This window comes from Pseudoclavibacter sp. RFBI5, from assembly GCF_002931395.1.
GTDB lineage: Bacteria > Actinomycetota > Actinomycetes > Actinomycetales > Microbacteriaceae > Pseudoclavibacter.
The window spans coordinates 13,157-35,816 of the sequence record NZ_PSYA01000010.1; the positions used below are offsets into that span (position 1 = coordinate 13,157).

Annotated in this window: 16 protein-coding genes, 1 tRNA gene and 1 pseudogene; 7 read left to right on the plus strand and 11 right to left on the minus strand. The window is 64.1% G+C overall.

The window, feature by feature from the left end:
- The first annotated feature begins 14 nt into the window (after positions 1 to 14).
- The 3 genes from C5E06_RS07045 (at position 15) to C5E06_RS07055 (ending at position 4,096) form a co-directional block, all read left to right on the plus strand.
- Positions 15 to 1,523 carry an amino acid permease gene (locus tag C5E06_RS07045; RefSeq protein ID WP_104306428.1) on the plus strand — a complete coding sequence of 503 codons (1,509 nt, stop codon included), beginning with the start codon at positions 15 to 17 and terminating at the stop codon, positions 1,521 to 1,523.
- Positions 1,520 to 3,232 carry a flavin monoamine oxidase family protein gene (locus tag C5E06_RS07050; RefSeq protein ID WP_374953209.1) on the plus strand — a complete coding sequence of 571 codons (1,713 nt, stop codon included), beginning with the start codon at positions 1,520 to 1,522 and terminating at the stop codon, positions 3,230 to 3,232. Before C5E06_RS07045 ends, C5E06_RS07050 begins: the two co-directional genes overlap by 4 nt.
- Positions 3,233 to 3,523: 291 nt before the next feature.
- Positions 3,524 to 4,096 carry a hypothetical protein gene (locus tag C5E06_RS07055; protein ID WP_146080238.1) on the plus strand — a complete coding sequence of 191 codons (573 nt, stop codon included), beginning with the start codon at positions 3,524 to 3,526 and terminating at the stop codon, positions 4,094 to 4,096.
- Positions 4,097 to 4,153: 57 nt separating this feature from the next.
- Here the strand turns inward: C5E06_RS07055 and C5E06_RS19580 are convergent, their stop codons facing one another.
- Both C5E06_RS19580 and C5E06_RS19585 read right to left on the minus strand, forming a co-directional pair.
- Positions 4,154 to 4,444 carry a transcriptional regulator gene (locus tag C5E06_RS19580; RefSeq protein WP_258067551.1) on the minus strand — a complete coding sequence of 97 codons (291 nt, stop codon included), beginning with the start codon at positions 4,442 to 4,444 and terminating at the stop codon, positions 4,154 to 4,156.
- Positions 4,441 to 4,842, minus strand: a complete 402-nt coding sequence (locus tag C5E06_RS19585) for a hypothetical protein (RefSeq protein WP_258067552.1) — start codon at positions 4,840 to 4,842, stop codon at positions 4,441 to 4,443. Before C5E06_RS19585 ends, C5E06_RS19580 begins: the two co-directional genes overlap by 4 nt.
- A gap of 169 nt (positions 4,843 to 5,011) precedes the next feature.
- Here C5E06_RS19585 and glsA (C5E06_RS07065) point away from each other — a divergent pair, with 169 nt between their 5' ends.
- Together glsA (C5E06_RS07065) and glsA (C5E06_RS07070) are read left to right on the plus strand one after the other, a co-directional pair.
- Positions 5,012 to 6,049: a glutaminase A gene (gene glsA / locus C5E06_RS07065; RefSeq protein WP_258064023.1), complete on the plus strand. Its 1,038-nt coding sequence runs from the start codon at positions 5,012 to 5,014 to the stop codon at positions 6,047 to 6,049.
- A 10-nt stretch (positions 6,050 to 6,059) separates the two neighbouring features.
- Complete coding sequence (gene glsA / locus C5E06_RS07070; protein WP_308471384.1) at positions 6,060 to 7,106, plus strand: glutaminase A; 1,047 nt, start codon at positions 6,060 to 6,062, stop codon at positions 7,104 to 7,106.
- A gap of 168 nt (positions 7,107 to 7,274) precedes the next feature.
- On the opposite strand, the gene C5E06_RS07075 is transcribed toward glsA (C5E06_RS07070), so the two are convergent.
- Positions 7,275 to 8,537 (minus strand): MFS transporter, encoded by a 1,263-nt coding sequence (locus C5E06_RS07075; protein WP_104242287.1) that lies wholly within the window; start codon positions 8,535 to 8,537, stop codon positions 7,275 to 7,277.
- A gap of 402 nt (positions 8,538 to 8,939) precedes the next feature.
- Here C5E06_RS07075 and C5E06_RS07080 point away from each other — a divergent pair.
- Positions 8,940 to 9,013: transfer RNA gene (locus C5E06_RS07080), tRNA-Pro, on the plus strand.
- 55 nt (positions 9,014 to 9,068) lie between these two features.
- Here C5E06_RS07080 and C5E06_RS07085 read toward each other — a convergent pair.
- From C5E06_RS07085 to C5E06_RS07095, 4 genes are all read right to left on the minus strand, one after another.
- A complete protein-coding gene (locus tag C5E06_RS07085) occupies positions 9,069 to 10,280 on the minus strand; it encodes an integrase core domain-containing protein (RefSeq protein WP_104306430.1) in 1,212 nt (403 codons plus the stop codon).
- 868 nt (positions 10,281 to 11,148) lie between these two features.
- On the minus strand, positions 11,149 to 13,260 hold the full coding sequence (locus tag C5E06_RS07090) for a family 16 glycosylhydrolase (RefSeq protein ID WP_104306431.1): 2,112 nt from the start codon (positions 13,258 to 13,260) through the stop codon (positions 11,149 to 11,151).
- Positions 13,247 to 13,984, minus strand: coding sequence for a glycosyltransferase family 32 protein (locus C5E06_RS18935; protein ID WP_181062908.1), 738 nt, complete (start codon positions 13,982 to 13,984; stop codon positions 13,247 to 13,249). Before C5E06_RS18935 ends, C5E06_RS07090 begins: the two co-directional genes overlap by 14 nt.
- A 382-nt stretch (positions 13,985 to 14,366) precedes the next feature.
- Entirely contained in the window at positions 14,367 to 15,614 is a 1,248-nt protein-coding gene (locus tag C5E06_RS07095; RefSeq protein WP_104306432.1) for a helix-turn-helix domain-containing protein, read from the minus strand.
- An 892-nt stretch (positions 15,615 to 16,506) separates the two neighbouring features.
- On the opposite strand from C5E06_RS07095, the gene C5E06_RS07100 reads away from it, so the two are divergent.
- Positions 16,507 to 17,475, plus strand: a complete 969-nt coding sequence (locus tag C5E06_RS07100) for an IS481 family transposase (RefSeq protein ID WP_104306433.1) — start codon at positions 16,507 to 16,509, stop codon at positions 17,473 to 17,475.
- On the opposite strand, the gene C5E06_RS07105 is transcribed toward C5E06_RS07100, so the two are convergent.
- The 4 genes and pseudogenes from C5E06_RS07105 to C5E06_RS07120 form a co-directional block, all read right to left on the minus strand.
- Positions 17,472 to 18,632 (minus strand): SIR2 family protein, encoded by a 1,161-nt coding sequence (locus C5E06_RS07105; protein WP_104306434.1) that lies wholly within the window; start codon positions 18,630 to 18,632, stop codon positions 17,472 to 17,474. The two genes, C5E06_RS07100 and C5E06_RS07105, sit on opposite strands and share 4 nt — an antisense overlap.
- A gap of 614 nt (positions 18,633 to 19,246) precedes the next feature.
- Positions 19,247 to 19,981, minus strand: a pseudogene (locus tag C5E06_RS07110) (ATP-binding cassette domain-containing protein); the annotation flags it as partial.
- A 157-nt stretch (positions 19,982 to 20,138) separates the two neighbouring features.
- A complete protein-coding gene (locus C5E06_RS07115; protein ID WP_181062909.1) occupies positions 20,139 to 20,690 on the minus strand; it encodes a HEAT repeat domain-containing protein in 552 nt (183 codons plus the stop codon).
- A 62-nt stretch (positions 20,691 to 20,752) separates the two neighbouring features.
- Positions 20,753 to 22,648: an ABC transporter ATP-binding protein gene (locus tag C5E06_RS07120; protein WP_104306436.1), complete on the minus strand. Its 1,896-nt coding sequence runs from the start codon at positions 22,646 to 22,648 to the stop codon at positions 20,753 to 20,755.
- Positions 22,649 to 22,660: the final 12 nt, after the last annotated feature.

Genomic DNA, 22,660 nt, shown 5'->3' on the forward strand with positions numbered 1-22,660 from the left:
AAGGGCAACCGTCAATGGCGACACCACCCACCACAGCCGGCCGGTCACGCACGCCGCTCGGCACGCAGCTGCTGCGCCGCAAGCCGCTGGAGCAGCTCACCGACGAGTCCCTGACCGAGTCGGGCGAGGGCGGCCTGAAGCGCACCCTCGGCATGTGGCAGCTGACGATGATCAGCGTCGGCGCGACGCTCGGCACGGGCATCTTCGTGATCCTGGGCACCGCGGTCCCGCTCGCCGGCCCCGCCGTCTGGATCGCGTTCGCTGTCGCCGGCCTCGCCGCGCTGCTCTCGGCCCTCTCGTACGCCGAGATGGCGAGCTCGGTGCCCGTCTCCGGGTCGAGCTACTCCTACTCCTACGCGACGATGGGCGAGGGCGTCGCCTGGGTGTGCGGCTGGTGCCTGGTGCTCGAGTACGGCGTCTCGGTGGCCGCCGTCGCGGTCGGCGCCGGGCAGTACGTCAACGAGACGCTCGGCGTCTTCGGCCTCGCGCTCCCGCCGGCGCTCGCGAACCCGATCGGCCTCGACGGCGGCTTCTTCAACCTGCCAGCCGCGGCGCTCGTGATCGTCGCGATGCTGCTGCTCGTGCGCGGCGCGAAGGAGAGCGCCTGGGTGAATACCGTCATGGTCGCCATCAAGGTCATCGTGCTGCTCATCTTCGTGTTCATCGCCTTCACGGCGTTCACGACGGCGAACTTCGAGCCGCTCGCCCCCATGGGCGCGGCCGGCGTCGCGGCCGCCTCGAGCCGCCTCTTCTTCTCCTACATCGGCTTCGACGCCGCCTCCACGGCCGGCGACGAGGCGAAGAACCCGCAGAAGGACCTGCCGCGCGCGATCATCCTGTCGATGGTCATCGTCACGGTCGTCTACATCCTCGTCGCGGTCGCCGCCATCGGCGCGCTCCCGTGGACCGAGTTCAACGACGGCGAGGCGGCGTTCGTGCGCATCCTCACCGACATCACGGGCCAGCCGCTGCTCGCGCTCATGTTCTCGGTCGGCGCGGTCATCGCGATCGCGAGCGTCGTGCTGACGGTCTACTACGGCCAGACGCGCATCCTGTTCCGCATGTCGCGCGACGGCATGGTGCCGAAGATCTTCGGCCGCGTGCGCCCATCGACGGGCACCCCGGTCGCCGGCACGGTCATCGTGGGGTCGATCATCGCGGTCGTCGCCGCGTTCATCCCGCTCGGCGAGCTGGCGGATGCGACGAGCATCGGCACGCTGTTCGCGTTTGCGCTCGTCAACCTCTCGGTCATCTACCTGCGCCGCGCCCGCCCCGAGCTGCCGCGCAGCTACAAGGTGCCGTTCTTCCCCGTCGTGCCGATCCTCGGCATCGTCATGTGCCTCGGCCTCATGGTCACGCTCGGCGGCACCACCTGGATGGTGTTCGGGCTGTGGATGCTCGTGGGTGTCGGCCTGTACTTCGCGTACGGTCGGAAGCACTCCATCGTCGGCGCCATGAGCGAGAACGACTACGTCAACGCGGCGACCGCCGCGACCCCCGTCATCATGAAGGAGCACAAGTGACCATCGCGACCCCGATGCCGAGCGGCCCGCAGCGCGCGGAAGGCGCATCCACGCCGCAGGACTCCCAGCCGGTGACCATGCTCAACCCGGACTTCCCGTTCAGCTACGACGAGTTCCTCACGCACCCGGCCGGCCTTGGCTCGGTGCCGGAGCGGATGCACGGCACCGAGGTCGCCGTCGTCGGCGCCGGTCTCGCGGGTGTCGTCGCCGCGTACGAGCTCATGAAGATGGGGCTGAAGCCCGTCATCTTCGAGGCGGACAGCATCGGCGGGCGCCTCAAGACGCGGTCGTTCGATGCGGCGCCGAGTGTCATCGCCGACCTGGGCGGCATGCGCTTCCCAGAGTCTGGGCGTGCGTTTTACCACTACGTCGATCTCGTCGGGTTGGAGACGCAGGCGTTCCCGAACCCGCTGGCGGAGGTGACGCCGTCGACGGTCATCGAGCTCGCCGGCACCTCGTTCTACGCTGAGACTCCCGCCGACCTGCCCCCGTTCTTCACGGAGGTGGCGGAGGCGTGGAAGCGTGCGCTGACGGAGGAGGCCGACCTGGTTCGCATCCAGGACGCCATCCGCGCACGCGATACGGAGACCCTGAAGGCCGCATGGAACGAGCTGGTCGAGAAGTTCGACAACCGCTCGTTCTATGGATTCGTGGCAGAGAGCGCGGCCTTCAGGGATCTCAGCTTCGAGCACATCGAGGCGTTCGGGCAGGTGGGGTTCGGCACGGGTGGCTGGGACACCGACTTCGGCAACTCGATCCTCGAGATCCTGCGGGTCGTGTTCACGAACGCCGACGACGCGCACCGCCGCATCGTGGGCGGGGCGCAGAAGCTGCCCGTCGACCTGTGGCACCACGAGCCGACCGAGCTGGAGCACTGGCCTGAGGGCACGAGCCTCGCGAGCCTGCACGGCGGGGTGCCGCGGGGTGCGGTCGCCGCGATCAAGCGCGGGCAGAACGGCGGCGTCAGCATCACGGAGAAGTGGGGGCGCACGCAGGAGTTCGCGTCCGCCATCGTGACCTGCCAGTCGTGGCTGCTGTCGGCGCGCATCGACACCGACGAGGAGCTGTTCACGCCCGAGATGTGGACGGCCATCGAGAAGAGCCACTACATGCTCTCGTCGAAGACGTTCGTGATGGTCGACCGGCCCTTCTGGCGCGACCTGGACCCGGCGACGGGGAAGCCCGTCATGAGCATGACGCTCACCGACCGCCTGCCCCGCGCGACGTACCTCATCGACGAGGGCCCCGACAAGCCCGCCGTGATCCTGCTCTCCTACACGTGGAACGACGACGCCCTGAAGTGGCTGGCCCTCGACGCGTCGGAGCGCACGCGGCTCATGCTGCACTCGCTCGACAAGATCTACCCCGGCCTCGACATCGGCGCGCACATCGTGGGGGAGCCGATCACCGTGTCGTGGGAGGCCGACCCCAACTACATGGGCGCGTTCAAGAACAACCTGCCGGGCCACTACCGGTACCAGGAACGCCTCTTCGGGCACTTCGTGCAGGACGAGCTCGACGACCACCAGCGGGGCATCTTCCTCGCGGGCGACGATATCTCGTTCACGGCGGGCTGGGCCGAGGGTGCGGTGACGACGGCCCTCAACGCCGTGTGGGGCGTCGCGAAGCACCTCGGGGGCGCATCCGCTGCCGGGAACCCGGGGCCAGGGGATGTGTGGTCGGAGCTTGCTCCGGTGCGCCTCGACTGAGTGACACGCCCGGACTTCACTTGAGAGGGTCCTGGCAAGCACGTGGGCAGGAGCGGCGAGCACGCGCAGAATCACTGCAGTATTCCTGCAGAGCTGCCTGGATCGCGCTGCCTCCCGGCTCTTCGCGCGCTTTGATTCGCCCAGCGCGTCGACCGGTTCGCCGAGCTCGGGCTCGGCGTGTACCGCCTGGAAGACTTGTTGCCGGAGGTCACCACGACCTCCACCAAGGAAATCTCACACAGAAAGCGGGGGTTCGCCCCCGCCCGACACACAAGATGAATTGGAGTGATCATGAAGGTCCGCAACAGGTTGGTCATGAGCGCGACGGCCGCGACGCTCGCTGCTGCATTCTTCGTTCCCACGACCGCAACAGCTTCGCCAAGCACGACGACGTTCACGGCGGCATCGTCCGGTGCGATGACGCAGGGGCAGGAAGCCGAATTGGCGCAGACGCTCGAGAGCCTCTTCGAAGAGGCGCTCATCCTCGGGCCCGACGGCGTCGTCTCCTACGACCAGGAGAAGGCCGCATCGATCATCGGCGAGCAGGAAGCCGCCGACATCGGTGCCTCGCTTGAGGCGGCGCGTGCGCAGGGCGCTGGACCGCAGGCCTTGCAGTCATCCCAGGCCCGCGCCGCATCCACGGGGAACGCGTTCGTGGACTGCATGGTCGAGAACAGTGTCATCGGACTGATCTCCGGCATCGTCAGCGGCGAGATCGCCGAGCTCATCCGCGACAAAAAGTGGGACGAGGTCGCGGAGAAGGTCGGCCCGAAGCTCGTGCGCGCCGGAGTTGCCGGCGGCATCGCGGGCGTGGCCGCAAGTCTCGCCGCGGGTGCCGTGCAGTGCAGCCTCTTCAGCGATTGATCGGGGCTTCCTGACGGGTCGCCCATTCCTGGGCAAGTCGGCTACGGGCTGGGTGGTTCAACCACCCAGCCCGTAGCGCTGCAAGTCGGCCAGGAGCTCGCGGAACCGCTCCCGTCCGCTCGACGTCGCGCGCACGAGGGTCTGCGGGTAGCGGCCCTTCTGGCCCTTTCTGACCTGGACGAGGCCTGCCTCGTCCAGGAACTTCACGGTTCTCGAGATCTCTGGAACGCCGAGGCCGGTGAACTCCCCGATCGAGGCGTAGTCAGACTCCTCGACCTGCACGAGGAACCCGAGCACCTTGAACCGCGGCGGTGAGAACAGCGCTCGAAGCTCTGGCGTCTCGCTCACGGCCGCGGCTTCCTGAAGACGGCGATGACGAGGACGAAGAACAGTGCCACCGGGACGAGGGGCAGCGTGAAGACGATGCCGGTGTCGAGGGGAGCGGCTCGGAACGCGTTCCACGCGGTGACGAACGAGGCGACAGCGACGCCGATCGACAGCCAGTGGGTCCACGGCGCGATGTGCGGCTCGTTCTTCCTGCCAACACGAAGCGCGCGGAAGGCGACCATGGCGAGCGCGGCGAATCCGGTGAGGACGATGCCGGCGGTGTTGCCGACGGCCGCACCTGCCACGCCGAAGTAGGCGACAACGGGGATGCCGAGGAGCATCACCCAATCGAAGGCCGAGAGTGTGCGCTTGGGGCTCTGTGGCAGTCGGAGCTGCTCGGGGTGCTCTGCTTCGGTCATCGACCTTCCTCTCCATCGATTGATGCGTGCATCTAGTTTCATTTATGCAAGTAGTTGCCGCAACCGGGCTACCCGGATGTCCAGGGTTCTCTCACCTGCCTGGGCCGATCCCGGCTTCGCCCCGGTTCGGTCAGCTGCCCGCCGTGCGGGGCTGGCTAGGGTTGCCCACATGACGCAGACCACGGTGGACGCAACGCACATGTTCGGCGACGAGCCGGAGATGGTGCACTCGAGCCGCTCGGCGATCTCGACGGGGCAGCTGCCCGACTCCGACGACGTCAAGACCGCGGTCGACGAGACGTACGAGCAGTTCTCGTCGGTCGACGACGGCGAGGTGCCCGACTACATTCCGGCGCTGGCGGATGCAGACCCGGACCTGTTCGGGATCTGCATCGTCTCGACCGAGGGGCAGTCGTACAGTCGCGGCGACGCTGAGCTGCTGTTCACGATCCAGTCGATCTCGAAGGCGTTCGTGTTCGCGCTCGTGCGCGAGGAGGTCGGGCACACGAAGGCGCGCGAGCTGGTGGGCGTGAACAACACGGGCCTGCCGTTCGACTCGGTCATGGCGATCGAGCTGAACGGCGGCCGCACCATGAACCCCCTCGTCAACGCGGGCGCGCTGGCCACGTCGGCGCTCGCGCCGGGGGAGACGTGGGAGGAGAAGTGGGACTTCATCCTGAGTGGCCTCTCCGCCTTCGCGGGGCGCGACCTCGAGATCGACGAGGATGCGTTCGCGTCGGAGCGTGAGAACAACATCCGCAACCAGGGCATCGCGCGCCTCCTGCAGAGCTACGGGCACATCACCCTCGACCCGCACGAGGTCACCGAGCTCTACACGCGGCAGTGCGCGCTGCTCGTCACCACCGAGGACCTCGCCGTCATGGGAGCGACGCTCGCCGACGGCGGGAGGAACCCGAAGACGGGCAAGCAGGTCATCGGGCAGGGTGCATCCAGGGACGCGCTCGCCGTGATGGCCGCGAACGGCCTCTACGAGGCGAGCGGCGAGTGGCTGTACGAGATCGGGATGCCCGCGAAGAGCGGCGTCTCGGGCGGGCTCGTGACGATCGCCCCCGGGAAGGGCGGCTTCGCGAGCTACTCGCCGCGCCTCGACGACGCCGGCAACAGCGTGCGCGGCATCAAGGCGGCCAGGCACCTGTCGAACGAGCTCGGCATGAACCTCTTCGCGTCGGGCACTGTGCAGGACTAGATTCGGGGTCGTGACGACTCTCCCCGAACAGACACTCCTGCCGGAACACCCGACCGCGTTCCCCAGCGAGCCGGACCTCGTGCATCCCGACACCCGCGTGGTCTCGACCGGCAGGCTGCCGGATGCCGAACATGTGCGGGAGATGCTCTCCGAGACCTACGAGCGGTACCGCCACGTGCAGGACGGCGCCGTCGCCGACTACATTCCCGCGCTCGCGGAGGCCGACTCGTCCTGGTTTGGGCTGAGCCTCACTTCGGCGAACGGGCACCGATTCTCGTTCGGGGACGCGCAGCTCAAGTTCTCGATCCAGTCGATCTCGAAGGCGTTCGTCTACGCGCTGGTCGTGCAGGAGCTGGGGCACGAGGAGGTGCGCGAGCGGATCGGCGTGAACAACACGGGGCTGCCGTTCAACTCGGTCATGGCGATCGAGCTCAACGGCGGACGCACCATGAACCCGCTCGTCAACGCGGGGGCGATCGCGACGACATCGCTCGTGCCTGGAAAGACGTGGGATGAGAAGTGGGACTTCATCCACGCGGGGCTGTCGAACTTCGTTGGCCACCCGCTCGAGATCGACGAGCGCGTCTACGAGTCGGAGATGAAGACCAACACGCGCAACCGCAGCATCGCGAGGCTGCTCGAGAGCTACGGGCACATCTCGCTCGACCCGACGCAGGTGACCGAGCTGTACACGCGGCAGTGCTCGCTGCTCGTGACCGCCGAGGACCTCGCCACGATGGGCGCGACGCTCGCCGACGGCGGCGACTGCCCCATCTCCGGTGTGGATGTCGTCGATCCGTCCGTGAGCCGCGACGTGCTGTCGGTCATGGCGACGAACGGAATGTACGAGGCGAGCGGCGACTGGCTGTTCGAGGTGGGCATGCCCGGAAAGAGCGGCGTCTCGGGCGGCATCGTCACGATCGCGCCGGGCAAGGGCTCGCTCGCGACATTCTCCCCGCCACTGGATGCGGCCGGCAACAGCGTGCGCGGCATACGCGCCACCCGGCACCTGTCGAACAAGCTCGGGCTGAATATGTTCGCGTCGACGGTGCAGTAGGCGCTCCTGGGGGTTGCGCTCCGCGCGGGCGCTCTCGGCGACCACTGCCCGCTGCCCGGCTCCGGCTGGGCCCGCCTCCGCCGGCCTCGGCTCTCGGCGATCGCTGCCCGGCGTTTCGCCCTCTGAGGTGACTCTCAGAGGGCGAAACGCCGGGCAGCGCTTGGTGGGTCAGGCTCCGATGTCGGCGCGTTCGGCTGCGGGGATCGTGCGCAGGCCGGTGGTGTCGAGGGAGTGGCGCTTGTCGCGGCGTTCGACGGAGACGCCGAGCGCGGTGAGGCCCATGCCGAGGACGGCGAGGACGACGCCCACCCAGCCGGGGGCGAGGTAGCCGAGGCCGCCCGCGATGACCATGCCGCCGAGCCACGCGCCGAGGCTGTTGCCGACGTTGAACGCGGCGTGGTTGATGGCCGCGCCGAGCAGGGCTGCTTCGTCGGCGATGCGCACGAGGCGCGACTGGATGGCCGGGAGCAGCGACGACGAGGTGAGGCCGAGGAAGAACACGGCGACGAACAGGCCCACCGGGTTCGACGCGATGAGGCTGTAGAAGACGAGCGAGGCGATGAACGAGCCGAAGCCGACGAACATGGTGCGGGTCAGGTTGCGGTCTGCTGCCCATCCGCCGATGAGGTTGCCGAGGGTCATGCCGACGCCGAGCGTCGCGAGCACCCACGGCACGATGCCCGGGCCGAGGCCCGTCTCGCGGGTCGTGACCTCGGCGATGTACGAGTAGACGGCGAAGAAGCCACCGAAGCCGATGGCGCCGACGGCGACCATGATCCAGAGGCGCGGGTTCTTGAAGGCGATGAGTTCCTTCATGGCGCTGCGTTCTGGGTTGCCGGGGTAGCGGGGCACGAAGAAGAACACGAGCAGGAACGTGACGAAGAAGATCGCAGCGACGAGCACGTACGCGTAGCGCCAGCCGCTGGCCTGGCCGAGCCAGGTCGCGAGGGGCACGCCGAAGATGTTGGCGATCGTGAGGCCAGAGAGGGCGAGTGCGACGCCCTGGCCCTGCTTGCCTGGTCCCATGATGCGGGCGGCGAGCAGCGACGCGACGCCGAAGTACGCGCCGTGGGGGAGCGCGGCGATGAAGCGCATGACGGCGGTCGTGCCGAAGTCGGGCATGAGCGCGGATGCTGCTGACGCGACGATGAAGATGCCGAGGAGCCAGAAGGCGAGCTTCGTCTGCGACATGCGGGCCGCGAGCACCGCGAACACGGGGGCGCCGACGACGACGCCGAGGGCGTAGGCGGAGATGAGGATGCCGGCCTGCGCGATCACCGCATCCGGGTTCTGCTCGAATCCGGGGAGCAGCTCGCGGGCGATGTCGGGCAGCAGTCCCATCGTGGCGAACTCGGTGACGCCGATGCCGAAGCCTCCGAGCGCAAGCGCGAAGAGGGCGATTCCGCGCCGGAAGGGGGTGAGTTCGGGCATGACCTGCATGTTGCGGACCTCTGCTTCTGAGATAGGGGACTGGGTTCGCAACACTGCGCGGGTACCAGGCTATTCCCAGGCGGCAGAATGTGCGAACAAGCGAGCAGGCGGATGTGGTTGGTCTGGGTCGGCCGCGCGCGTGCCCACGCCCCAAGCTCAGTCGACCGCTTTCGCCGTCTTCCTCTTCTGCTCGTGGGGCCACCCGCTCCAAATGGCTGCTGGGAGCAGGGTTGTGGCTGGCGGCTGTTGGTGAGCTTGCTCAGCGCATCGCGCCACAACCCTGCGGTGGTGGGCCGGTGTTCCTCTAAATCCACCGGAGCGCGACACGTTCGACACGGTGGTGCGCGGACCTCCCAGGTTCCGGTAGGATGGTCGAGTTGTCCTCGCGGAGAACGAAAGCCACGGGCTGTGGCGCAGCTTGGTAGCGCACTTGACTGGGGGTCAAGGGGTCGCAGGTTCAAATCCTGTCAGCCCGACGGTGTGATGTCGCAAGACATCGGAATAGCTCGAACCTGCAGTTGCAGGTTCGGGCTATTTTGTTTTTCGGGTGGGTCCTTTGGGGTTGCCGGTGGGTTGGTAGTCCTTGCTGAGGTCGATGGTGAGCTCGCGGAGGACTTCGCCGGTGCTGGCGTTGATGACGGTCACGTCGAGGTCTTGGATAAGGAGTTTGACGTGGGTTCGGGCGTGGGTTCGTCCGATGCCGATGTGGCGGAGTTTGCTGTCGACGCGGAGAGTGACGACGCCGGAGTCGTCGATGCGGTCGGTGCGGACTCGGTCGTGGGTGATGCGCTTCGCTGCGCGGCTCGGGCTGGCTTTGATGCCGGTCGCGTAGCGGGTGGCCGGGGTGGTTCGGTGCGGGAGGGCTCGGTGTGGTCTGTTCGTGTTGTAGTCGTTCCGGAACTGGTCGATGAGGTGCTGGAGCTCGGCGAGGGTGGTGGGCTGTTCGGGTTGCGCGCGGAGCCATTTCTTGAGGGTCTGTTGGAAGCGTTCGACTTTCCCTTGGGTTTGCGGGTGGTGGGGATGCCCGTTCTTTTGCGTGATGTGCCGGCGGTGGAGTTCGTTCTCGAAGCCGTTGCGTCCTCCCTCGTTCTTGGGTGCGGCGAGGCGGACGGTGTAGACCATGCCGTTGTCGGTGAGGGTCGCGGCTGGGTAGCCGTGCTCGCGTGCGGCGGCGCGGAAGCTGCTGAGCACGAGGGGTGTGGTGATGCGCTGGTGGGCCTCGATGCGCAGCGCGTAGCGGGAGTGATCATCCAACCAGGTGATGATCTCGGTGTCCGCGCCCGGGCGTCCATCGGGGGTGGTGAGTCGGTAGTGGGTGAAGTCGGATTGCCAGCATTCGTTGGGTTGGTCGGCTTGGAAGTGCCGGTAGGAGCTTTTCGGGCGTTTGGTGGGGTCCGGGATGACCTGGGCGTGCCTGGTGAGGATGCGGTGGATCGTGGCGCGGTGGACGCGGAGGTGGTGGTCGTGCTCGAGGTGCCAGGCGATGGTGTCAGCGCCGGCGTCGAAGCTCGCGTCGATGAGGCGGTGGCGCAGGTGCAGGATCTGCTCGATCGTGGCCGGCTTGGTCGCGGTGGGTGAGGTGTGGGGGCGTCGGCTTCGAGGCTCGAACGCGGCCTCGCCGTCGGCTCGGTAGCGGGCCATGAGTCTCGAGATCCAGGGCTGGCTGACGCCGTATTTGCGGGCAGTTGCTGACTGGCTCGCGCCAGCGAGGACGGCGGTGATCACGAGACGCTGCTTGCTCATGGTTCAGCATCACGGCTATGCGGATGACGTGCGACAGGCTATGCGTATGTCTCGCGACACCGTATGCGTATGTCATGCACCAACACACTGTCAGCCCGACGGTGTGAAGTGTCGGGACATCGTAGACAGATGTCCCCGCGCTTCGGCGATTATCCCCCTCCTTCTGGAGGGGGATTTTTGTTTTTGGTTGGTAGTCGCGGTTTAGGTCGATGGTGTGTTGGGCGAGGATCTCGCCGGTGGTTGGGTTCGTGACGATGGCGTCGCGGTCGTGGATCACGATATCGAAGCGCGGTTAGCTCTGCTCTGAGCAAGGACTGCGCGCAGGCCCGGGCGGAAGATGAGTTGGCAGAGTTTGGTGAGCACCGGCCCGATCTCCTCCGCCTTCTGCGCGGGTGTCTTTCGGAGTGTGCCCAGAAGCGATTGGGTCATCGAGCTGCTCCGGGATCTCGCGCCCGAACACAAATTCGGTCAAGGGCGGCGGGATCCATGGGAAGCTTAGGTCCGGTATCTGGGCGAGGGCGTTGAACGCAGCAGTGTAGAAGTCAGCGGAGCGAATGCCCAAGTGCTCCGCGAAAACGGCCTAGAACGTCGGCCACGGGGTGTCCGCCGTGGCTCACGCCCAAGGATTGCCCGCGCGAGTGCAGGACAGCCTGTCGACCTGAATAACCACCGAGAAATAACCCCTAACGCCCTCGCGGATTCAGGTGCGGGCGACCAGGCCTCTCACTCAGGTGTTGCGTCTCAGCAGCTTTAAATAGACTCGGGAACCGAGAGGTGTTTCACTCTTGCTATCTTGCTATCTTGCTATCTTGCTATCTTGCTATCTTGCTATCTTGCTATCTTGCTATCTTGCTATCTTGCTATCTCGCTATCTCGCTGCTTCGATGTTCAATCGCCGGAGACGCGCGAATGCGGGTAGTCCTGTGCTGTCCAAGCGGCCGGCGAACTCTTCAGAACGTGAGTGCCAAAGGTTGAAGTTGAATTGCAGTGGCTGATCTGGAATGGGTGTTGGGTTCCACGCGGACCTCCTGTGTACGACTCGCCCATCAACGAGCCAAAGTATGACGTCGGGTCGCCAGTCGATTTCATACGTATGGAAGTTATCCGCCGCATCGAAACCGAGCTCTATTAGTGTCGGTGTGCCACGGTATCCATATTCCAGTTTTGTACCCTCGGGTCCTGGGTTGTAGAAAACGTTTACCAGCATCTTGGTCGTGTCTTTGCCCAAAAACTCAATATCGATCTCCTGACGGGGGCCATTCCGGTACAAGAACATGCCAGTCACTAGGCCACTCACGCGCGGTGGACAAAACTCAGCGCTGAATCGACCATAGCAATAGGAGGAGGCGCTGGCGATTGCCCCGGAGGTCAGGCGTCGGACGTGCGTCAGTTCCTTTCGGATCTCAAGTTCTGCCCCGTCGATGCCCTGAGCAACGTTGTTCGGCGTGAAGAGTGCGAGGTTGCTAGGGAAGGTATCGTCGCGGAGCGTCCAGTGTGGTCCGTCGATTCGCTCACCAACGGTCCAACCCACTGATGTGAGGTCGGTTGGAGAGGCACGAGACGCCTGATCTGTATAGATTACGTCTCCCCACTGTTCCCACTTCGACAGAATCCATGGACTCTTGTCGAACCTGAGATCCGTGGATATGTTCGACTTTCTTTCACCTGCAGCCTCTAATACCATCTGGTTTTTCACGGGGAGGTCATTCGGGTACGTCCACGCTGGATACTCCAACCCCAAAAACTTCGTCAAAATTTCCCACTTGTCTTTCGTGTTGGGGTTCATCGCTAAGAAGTGCGTGGAGCTGACTGGGGCTGCAGTATCCTCCGATGCTCCTATGAATCGAGCGTTGCTGTTTGTCTTCGCTACGAGTTCGAGAAATTTTGAGTCAAACGAGCCTATGTCCACGTAGGCGTTGAACGATCGTCGTGCGCCTCTTGAGCTCAGTGCTTTTGTCTCATTTTCGGGCAACTGGTCAACATTGCTGATGCAAGTGTATCCAAGCATAGATAGAGCCGTACCGAGATTTGCGAGTTCTGCGCTGTTATTCCCGAACGCGATGACGGGGTTAGGCAGCTTCTTCGCGGACGGAAGGAGTGGTTTTTCGCCTGTGATGACACCGACCTGTGAAAGAATGGGTAGGACGGAATAGGAGTTGGTCGACGGCTCGTCAATTCGTTGCTCAACAATAGGGCTGGCGGTGGTGAAAGCATTCACATGCTCAAACTGCAGATTGAGCCAGAGGTCAATTGGGCCGAAAGCAGGAAGTGTATCGAGGAGCTTCCGTGCGCCCTGTCGGCTTAGCACGTAGGCTGAGGCCTCCCAGATGCCGGGGCTGTCCAGCTTGCGTGAGTGCTCTCCTTGCTCGGAAGTTTCAAGTTCGCCGACTTCGTTGAATGCGAGGTAGAGTATATCGAATCCGGTTCCTTCCGAGCGGTCGAGTTCATTCCATGTTCGTTGCAGCTTGTCTGCGAATCCGTAGCACATGAAGACGTCGTCCTCGAGGATTAGTGCATGCTGCACGTCCCCGTCGGCAATGAGTCTCCACACTTCGATGTGAGAGAGTGCGACCGCAATCTCCGGTCGCGTCATGTGTATCTGAAGCGATCGCGCGTCCGCATCAATGGTAAGCAACGGGTTTGGGTCAACCGTAAGTTGATCAGCGAGCGTGTATGTCGGGCTCAACCTGGACCTGTCGGGCTCATCTTCTAGATATCGAGCATCAATTGCGGAGAACCGGCGGGTGAGGCCGGAGAGCGGTCTGTTTTCTCTATCTCGAAAGCGATCGAGTTCGCGTCTAACGCGTCGCCAGCGGTCGGGTCTCCGGTCAAGGTTAATGACGAACACGCGCTGAAGCGCGTCTTCTCCAGCGTTCCGAGAAAACGTTGTTACGCGTCGCTGATAATCCAGTAAGCGTGATTTTAGTCGCAAGTGATGAAGTAGGGTTTTGCGAAGATCAGCGAATTCAAGCTTGTTCATGATTATCCGCACTAGGGGTGTGAGGTAGATCTACGCCCCGAGACCAGTGCCGCCAATTTCGTCCATCCTCGCGATACGCAAGGGGCCATTTGCTTACGGCGACATCGTCCCACCGTGTCATCACCCAAAAGTCGGGAAAATCGCCACGGGAGTCCAGATCCGCCGAGTGGCGCACAAGCGCCCGGGTGAGGTTCCCGGGGCCGGTCGTTGACTGAACATCGCGGTCTGAACGGTCACTGACGTTGAGGGCACTTGTGGCTTGCTCTAATGCACTTTCGATAGCGGGATGCCCCGGTCCAGCTATTAGCGGGTTATTGTTGACGTAGAATATCTGCTTGTCGTTCACGTTGCTGTTGACCGCAGCGTCAACCGGGACCATAGAGTTGGCGGTCAAGTCGTAGCAAAGTGCCTGAACGTGGAGTCGGCCATCTGCAATGAACTCTTCGAGATAAACCCCTTGATACTCATCGTCCGCATCGACGTAGACGCCGCCGGATCGCAGCACATAGCAGAGCCTGAAGTAGTCCGCTCGCATCGCTGGGTGCCTGCAAAGGTCGAAGGCGGCAGCGTGTGTTGAATCGTAGTTCTCTACTATGTAGCGCCTGGCGGTAATGTCGTCAAACAACAAACACCTGAAACCAGCTGTTTCCAGGACCTTCCACGAATCCATGCACGCCTGCACGTCTGTAGGAATATTGCGTGAGTTGTCCCAGAACTGCACCACGACGCGTGGAGTAGCCGCTTGGGGCTCGGTGGGTTGTGGCGGGGGGACTGGCCGAGTCAGCAGCTGGCGCATGTACTCAGACCTCAGCCGATCATCGTCTGCGATGTGGTTGGGACTGTGCTTGGTCTTTCTTCGATTCTCGTTCATGTTCTCCTGGTGAGTATGAGTGGACAAACGTGTGCCGTCAACCGGCAAAGAGACAAGCATGAGATGCAGTTTTCGTCAGGCAGCGGGCACCATCCGGCGAGACTTAATTGAGGTGGGTCGACTCCCTATCGGAGAGCGGATCTTTCCAATTCGCCGTGGTCCGCGCTACACGTTGGACGACGCTCACGAAGCCACGCCACTGCGAGTGGAGCTCCCGCAGGTACGCAGTTTTTTCCTAAACATCTTCCACGGGTGGAGTGCTCATCACGTGCAGGTTGCTGACGCCGCCTTGATTCACGGCATCCTCGGCTAGTTGAAACACTTCGCGATGGAAGTTCTCATCGGAGCTGGCGGCATTGATGCTTGAGTGCACGCGGGTGAACTGTCGAAGTGGCGTCGACACGCCGTCGTACACGTACCCGACGCCATCGACGGTCAATATCTGCAACGGTTCGTCACCGGCCCATTCGATGCCGACCTGAACTTCGTACTGATCGAGCGTGTTCCCTTCGGCGACTGCACGAATCAGGGCAGCGAAGTCAGCCACACAGCATTCGATGCCCCGGCCTTCAACTTGCCACCCGTCGAAGTAGCCATCTGCACTCATTCTGTGACCGCCGACAGCTGCGGCCAGCGTGACCGACCCGTCATGGTGCACTTCTGCCCAGGCCTCCTTCCACCGTTCGCGCTCGCCGGTGGCCGTGTTTACCGCGATCCATCGGCGCAAGCCGGGGCGCGGGTTATGCACGTCGATGTTCTCGAGGGGATGGATGCCGTTGCGATTCGAGTACGACAGCGTGATAAGTTCGGCGCGCTTGAGGCTCGACCGTGCAGCGTCGCGGTCCGGGCGGCCAAGCACGGCGGGAACTCGGGGGTGCGCTACCGCCACGAGCCAGGCGCGTTCCTTGACGTCTCGGCCGGCGGATGCTTCCTCGTAGAGGGAGTCGAGCGCGTCAGATGCTCGTCGTCGCTCATCGAAACGGGCGCGATACATGGCCTCCACTTGGCGTTCCCTCATCCAGCCGGTGTCGGCGTCGTTGCGAATTGGTGCCCCGAAGAGATCGTTCTTGTAGATCAAGTGAGGTCCGTCGACACTGGCTGGGACCACGACCGCGACAGCGCGCTGATCGATTCCGAGTCGATGAACCCCAAGACCAAAAACCGGCGGTGAGATTGCGGTCACTGCAGCACTCCGATAGGCGCGTTCGTGCCCCTCCGTGAACTCGCCGGCATCGACTCGACCCGTGGCCGTCTTCTGCGATTCCTTGACCCCGTAAACGATCATGCCGCCACCGCTGTTCGCCATCGCGGCGATGTCCTTCGGAACATCGGTCTGGGAAATGTTCTTGATCGGCGGGAGCTCGGACTTCCAATCGAGGTCGTCGGTCTCCGAGACACCTGCGGCCACAGCGGCATCGAGTATCTCATCGGTCAAGACGCTTGGACTCAGGCCCAGCGCTCGGTGCAGCGGCGTGAAGGTCATGAACCCAGACTACGGAGCGGGGCTGACATCGCTGCATTACTTCGGCCTACCACCTGCACTGAGGTCTGACCACACGACACCGTCTGCTCGTGACATACTCGCACCCAGTCAGTTGGAGTCGTATTGCTCCCAGGCGAGCACTCGGCACTGGCCCCACTCGGATGCGGTCAATAAATTGGCCTAGAGGGTGAGACCCCCATCCTGGATACTCAGCCAGCAGATTCGGACGCATCGTTCACATCAGAAGGCACTAGTCCGAGGCATATGTCTTCGGATCGGAACGCAGTGCCGCACGTCAACGATAAAATCGCTCTCCGAACGGCCGCAAGCGAACTCGGTGTCCCTCCCCGCTGCCTACGAAACAAACGCCTCGACCTCGACGCACAGAGTCCCGGCCAAAGAGAGTTCAACGGATTGCTCTTTCGCTGCCTCACCACACCACAAGAACTCAAGCCTTGCGACTGCTCGGGCGGGCGCAGCTTCTTCGACCTGCAAAGCTACGCGGCATGGGGAGCGGCAACCCACGACGAGTACATCATCTCCGCCGTGGCTCCCGCTCGCGTCGCCGCCCACCTGCTCCCGTTCACTCGCGTCGCCAACGACCCTCGAGACCAAGTCGCCGGAATCCCTGGCCTTCGACTTGAGAAGGCCGTCGGAGCCTCGATCCACACGCGGCACCTTCCAACGGGCGGAAGACTCGCGATCATGGACCCACCGCCCCCAGGCGCCAGACCTACTTGGCTCGCCGAGCATCTCTCACGCGAACTGAAAACTGTACGCCGCGACCCGGCTAGCTGTATTACCCCGGGACGTTGGGACCGGCTGACGTAAACGAAAACCTCCGTGCAGGATGTGGGTTACCACACTCACCATCCCAAGCACGGAGGTTTTCGTGACCCACGCTAACGCACCCCTCACCCCGGAAGGGCCACGCCGGATCGCGTCGCTCGTCGTCGATGACGGGTGGAGCTATCGCAGAGCTGCGGAACGATTCCAGTGCTCGCCAGCGACCGCGAAGAAATGGGCTGACCGGTTCCGCAACGGTGAAGCGCTCACGGATCGATCCTCCCGACCACACACCTCCCCGCGTCGATGCCCGAGACATGTTGAGCGTCGCGTCGTGAACCTCCGCGTCACGCGCCGCTGGGGTCCCCACCGCATCGCCTACCACCTCGGCATCGAGCCATCACTGGCCTGGCGGGTCCTTCGACGCTTCCGCATGCCTCGCCTCGCGCACCTCGACCAAGCCACCGGGCTCCCCATCCGAAAGCCGCGGCCGGTCAGATACGAGCGAGCACACCCCGGCGATCTCGTCCACGTCGATATCAAGAAACTCGGCCGCATCCCCGACGGCGGCGGGCACCGCAAACTCGGCCGCACGATCGGGAACCACAACAACAAGAAGCGCGGCCGCGGCTACGCGTTCCTGCACCACGCGGTCGATGACCACTCCAGGATCGCGTACTCCGAGATCCTCGAGAACGAACGCAAAGACACCACCGCCGGGTTCTGGCTCCGCGCGAACACCTCCTTCGCGAGCGTCGGCATCACCGTCAAGGAAGTCCTCACCGACAACGGCTCCTGCTACCGATCACACACCTTCCGAGACGCGCTCGCCAACACGAACATCACGCACCGCCGAACGCGCGCCTACCGCCCCCAAACCAACGGCAAGGTCGAACGCTTCAACCGCACCCTCGCCCAGGAATGGGCCTACGCGACCACCTATGACAGCGACGAAGCCAGGGCCGCGACCTACGACACCTGGCTCCATCACTACAATCACCACCGACCCCACACCGGCATCAGAGGCGCAACCCCATCAGAACGCGTTCACAACCTCACGGGACAATACAGCTAGCTCTCTGCACCAAGCCTGGGAAGACCTTGCTTTGACGTCTCGATGAAAGATCCCCATTCTTGGGTTTTCTCTGCGCCGTTCGCTCCGCCCCGGTTGATCGTCAACCAGTCGGAAGGACCGTCCTCGACACCCCAGCCGAAAGCTCGTTCGACGGTACGCCGTTCGGGGTCGGCTCCGTAAGTGACTACAAGCACCTTGGGCTTAGTGGTTCGGTCAAGAAACTCTGTGCGAAGTCGTTCGTTCACGGGATCATCCCGGAATGAGTAGCCAACAATTAGCCAGTGTTTGGCCCCTTTGAGCCCGACGGTATACATATTGTAAGCCAGAGCAAACGGTTGCCGTGTGACGTGCTCGACCTTATCCTTGCGATTCGCGAGCACCACCGCAGGTCGGATGTTTGTTGTTCGATTGCGCACCGCATGCCACTGTTCGCCATCTTCGAGAAGATTCTTGGGTATCTTCACGAAGGTGGTCCGGTCGCGGGTGGCCCAGAAAGTAAGCGAACCATGAAGGTGAAGTAGTTGAACCCTCTTTTCCTGCGGAAAGTCATCCGCGAATGCTCTGAGCTGTTGCACTTCTCGGGTTTGGTTGTCGTCCAGAATCACCGAAGCTTGCTTCCGGCCGTGCCCCATGTCAGCGAGATCCGACTGGCACACATTCAGGAGTGCGGATAAGAGGAGGGTGTCATAGTTTAGGTTCGCAAGTACCACCTTGCCGTCAAATGCGTCAGTCAAGCTGGCCACGAGTGAGTTAAGGTTCTGGGCGGTGTCCTGGTAGGCATGTGAGCGCTCGGTGATTACTTGCAAGACATGCGAGATTCCGGAGTCGCACACTTGCTCGGCGAAACTCGCGACCTTTCTGATGCAGTCGCGCAGCTCCTCGTCCTTGGGGTTGGTCAGCTGCGCGAGTCTATTGAGCACCTCCAGAGTACGGGACTCGGCTCCCAACGCTCCGACGAGTACTTCGAAATCCTCGTCGGTGTTCGCGCCATCTGGAAGCGCACGAGCGGCAAGCTCCTTCATGGCGGTAACGACATCATCCCCGTCCAGTCGGCGGATGCGTTCGAGAACTTCCTGGGTTATCTGCTGGAGGTTGAGTTCCGCGTTGAATGCTACTGATAAGCCGTTCCCGATCAGTACCGCAACGTTTCTGGCCACGAGAGCTCCTCTGCTTTCGTCAAGATCGCGAATTTGTGAGTACTATAGCCATCGATCGGATCTCTGGCGCGTGGACATGCCGTGCTGGGAATTGCTGCCGACCTAATGGTCAGCTTCGCTGACCCGGCCGTGCGAAGACAGATGGCCAGCCGAGGTGGTTGCACAGAAACTGCGCCGGCTTGCTTTGCCGCCACGGAGGGTGATGCGTGTAGCGGTGTCGTTGCAGTGTGCAACGCGGATGCAAATTGGTCGTTGAGTTCCTGCGCGACGCCCAGCATCGTGGGTCTGCGGGTCGACAGCCGTCGACGCGATACCCGGGGGAGCCGCACGGCGTCGTCGTGCGCCCAGCAAGCGAGAGTCATTGTCCCGCGATGCGGATCGCCCTTGATAGAGAAGGGCACCAGTCAATGAACCGCCAGTTCCTTATCTGCGCAGGGATGTCGACAAGCTCTGTCATAACTCAACCGGCAGCTCCGGGCCTACGACTGCAACGAGGTTACAGGCACGAGTTTTGCCAGTTCGACCGCGACACCAAGAAGACGGGGGATCTCTCATTGGGGTCTATCCGTCTGCGGTTTCTGAGTCCAACGCGAGCTCACGAAATGTGCCCCGCATTAGCTCGGATAGCTGGCACCCACCGCATTCTCCTTCGCCGCGGCTTTCTTTCGCACGGCGAACTGCCTTGGGTGCAGTTCCTTGTAGCGCCCAGCCGCGGCGAGTAGCTCTTCGTGCGTGCCGCGCTCGACGATGGAGCCGTTTTCGATCACGAGGATCTGGTCTGCGCTGCGGATGGTGGACAGGCGGTGGGTGATCACCATCGCGGTTCGTCCTTCGAGCGCCTGGCTGAGGGCCGCCTGCACGGCGGCCTCCGATGTCGAGTGAGGCGCTGTCGGCGCCTCGTCGAGGATGACAACCCGCGGCTGGGGCGAGCTGGACCCTTGCGATGGTCATCCGCGGGCGCTCACCGCTGGACAGTCGGTAGCCGCACTCGCCCACCGTGGTGTCCAGCTGGTCGTGCGGCGAACGGATGAGCGGTTCGAGCCGCGCACGTCGCACCGCTTCCCATACCTCGTCGTTGTTCGCTTCCGGCCTGGCTAGGCGCAGGTTGGATAGGATGGTGTGGAAGAGATGCCCGTCCTGCGCGACCATGCCCAGGGTGTGCTGCATCAACGCGAAGGTGACGTCACGGACGTCCGCCCAGCGCGCCGCACAGCGCCACTAACTACGTTGTAGAGCCCAGAGAGGAGCTGCGCGATCGTGGACCCGCGGCGCCAGATAGTGCCGACGAGGGCAACGGTCTGTCCCGGTTCGGTCCGAATGGCCACGCCGTGCAGCTCCTCGTTGCCGCCGCTACCCTCGCCGGGCCAGATCGTGTATCGGCGACTACCTCCACGATCCGCCCGCAGAAGCTCCTCAGCACGCCCGCCCGTATCGTGTTATACGAGCGTCGTGGCCGACTCCACCTCACCCCCCAGAGTCGGTGGATCGAGCCAAGCCTGACGCGCTCTAGTTCTTCGGGAACCTCGCGCGCAGCGCGTCGAGGCCCTGCTGAGCACTTCGCCGCACCTCGATTTCGGGATCCTTGAGCAGCGGGCGCAGGCGATCGACTTCTTCGAGCGCGCCGACAGCTGCCAAAGACCTCGCGGCTGCCGACCGCACTCGAGCCACGCTGTCGCCGAGCAGCCCGGCCAGTTCGGATGCTGCTGGGAGCTCGCGCGCCGCGACAACCCTGGCTCCCATCTCGCGAACGCGCCATGCCGGGTTGTTTAGCGTGCCGATCGCCGCGGGTGCGGCCGACTCATCCCAGACGTACAGCAGCGCTCGGGTGCCCCAGAGCTCGGGCCAGTAGAGCACGGGCGCGCCATCGAGGATTCCCTGCGCGTGATCGCCGCCGACGTAGAGGAGGAGGTCGTCGCCCTCGTCATAGCCCTTCATGAGTTCGAGCACTCGCTCAACGAACTCGGACTGGCCGTATCGCTCGACGGCAGCCGCCAACCGCTGCTCGAGCGGGAGGTCTACAGGAACGGGCGCAGGATTCGAGGAAGTGATTTCAGGCATCAGCTCAGCCTACGGGGCCGTGCTGTGGGCAGGTGCGGCGAAGGCACCTTCCCGGTGCGAACTCATACGTTGGCATCCTCTTCCGCCGCAACATTCTTCTGCACCGCGAACTGCGTCCGGTGCAGTTCCTCGTACCGCCCGGCCGCGGCGAGCAGCTCCTCATGCGTGCCGCGCTCGACGATGGATCCGTCCTCGATCACGAGGATCTGGTCGGCACTGCGGATCGTCGAGAGGCGGTGGGCGATCACCATCGCGGTGCGTCCCTCGAGCGCCTCGCTGAGGGCCGCCTGCACGGCGGCCTCCGACGTCGAGTCGAGCGCTGCCGTCGCCTCATCGAGGATGACAACCCGCGGCTGGGCGAGCAGGAGCCTCGCGATGGTCATCCGCTGGCGCTCACCGCCGGACAGCCGGTAGCCGCGCTCGCCCACCATGGTGTCCAGCTGGTCGGGCAGCGACCGGATGAGCGGCTCGAGCCGCGCCCGGCGCACCGCATCCCACACCTCGTCGTCGGTCGCCTCGGGCCTCGCGAGGCGCAGGTTGGAGAGGATGGTCTCGTGGAAGAGATGCCCGTCCTGCGTGACCATGCCCAGGGTGTGCCGCATCGAGGCGAAGGTGACGTCGCGGACGTCCGTCCCCGCGAGACGCACGGCACCACTATCGACGTCGTAGAGGCGCGAGAGAAGCTGCGCGATCGTGGACTTGCCGGCGCCGGACGTGCCGACGAGGGCGACGGTCTGCCCCGGCTCGATGCGGAAGGACACCCCATGCAACACATCCTCGCCGCCGCGGGTATCCAGCGTCGCGACCTCCTCGAGGGAGGCGAGCGACACCTTGTCCGCGGACGGGTAGGCGAAGCGGACGTCGTCGAACTCGACCGACACCGGGCCCTCGGGAACGACTGTCGCGTCGGGCTTCTCCTGGATGAGCGGCTCGAGATCCAGCACCTCGAAGACACGCTCGAAGCTGACCACCGCGCTCATGATCTCGACGCGTGCGTTCGCGAGGCTCGTGAGCGGCGCGTAGAGGCGGGTGAGTAGCAGGGCCAGCGTGACCACATCGCCGGTTTCCAGCTGGCCACCGAGCGCGAGGACGCCGCCGAGCCCGTACACGAGCGCGAGGGCGAGCGCGGAGACCAGCATCAGCGCGGTGAAGAAGACGAACTGCAGCATCGCCGTGCGAACGCCGATGTCGCGGACACGGGCGGCGCGCACGCGGAACTCCTCGGCCTCCTCATCCGGCCGGCCGAACAGCTTGACGAGGGTGGCGCCGGGCGCCGAGAAGCGCTCGGTCATCTGCGTGCTCATGGCCGAGTTGTGGTCGGCGGCCTCGCGGCGCAGCGCGGCGAGGCGGCTGCCCATACGACGCGCGGGGATCAGGAAGATGGGGAGCATGATCACGGCGAGCACGGTGACGAGCCAGGACGTGCTGAGCATGACGATCAGCGTCAGGATGAGCGCCACGAGGTTCGTGACCACGCCCGACAGGGTGCCGCTGAAGGCCTGCTGGGCGCCGATCACGTCGTTGTTCAGGCGGCTCACGAGGGCGCCCGTCCGCGTGCGGGTGAAGAACGCGATGGGCATTTTCTGCACGTGGTTGAAGACGGCGGTGCGGAGGTCCAGGATCACGCCCTCGCCGATCCTCGCCGAGTACCAGCGCGTCACGAGCGACACGGCAGCGTCGGCGATGGCCACGAGGGCGATGACGACGGCGATCCAGACGATCGTGCTGACTGCACCCCTGGCGACGATGACGTCGACCACCTGGCCGGCGAGCACCGGCGTCGCGACCGCGAGGAACGCGCCAACGATCGACAGGGCGATGAACAGCACCAGCTTGGCCCGGTAGGGCACCGCGAACGTCAGGATCCGCCGCACCGATTCACGCGAGAAGCCGTGCTTTCCATCCCTGGCGGACGAAATCTTGTAGAGCGAACTCCAGGCAGCGCCTTCCATGCTCATAGCGGTTCCTTC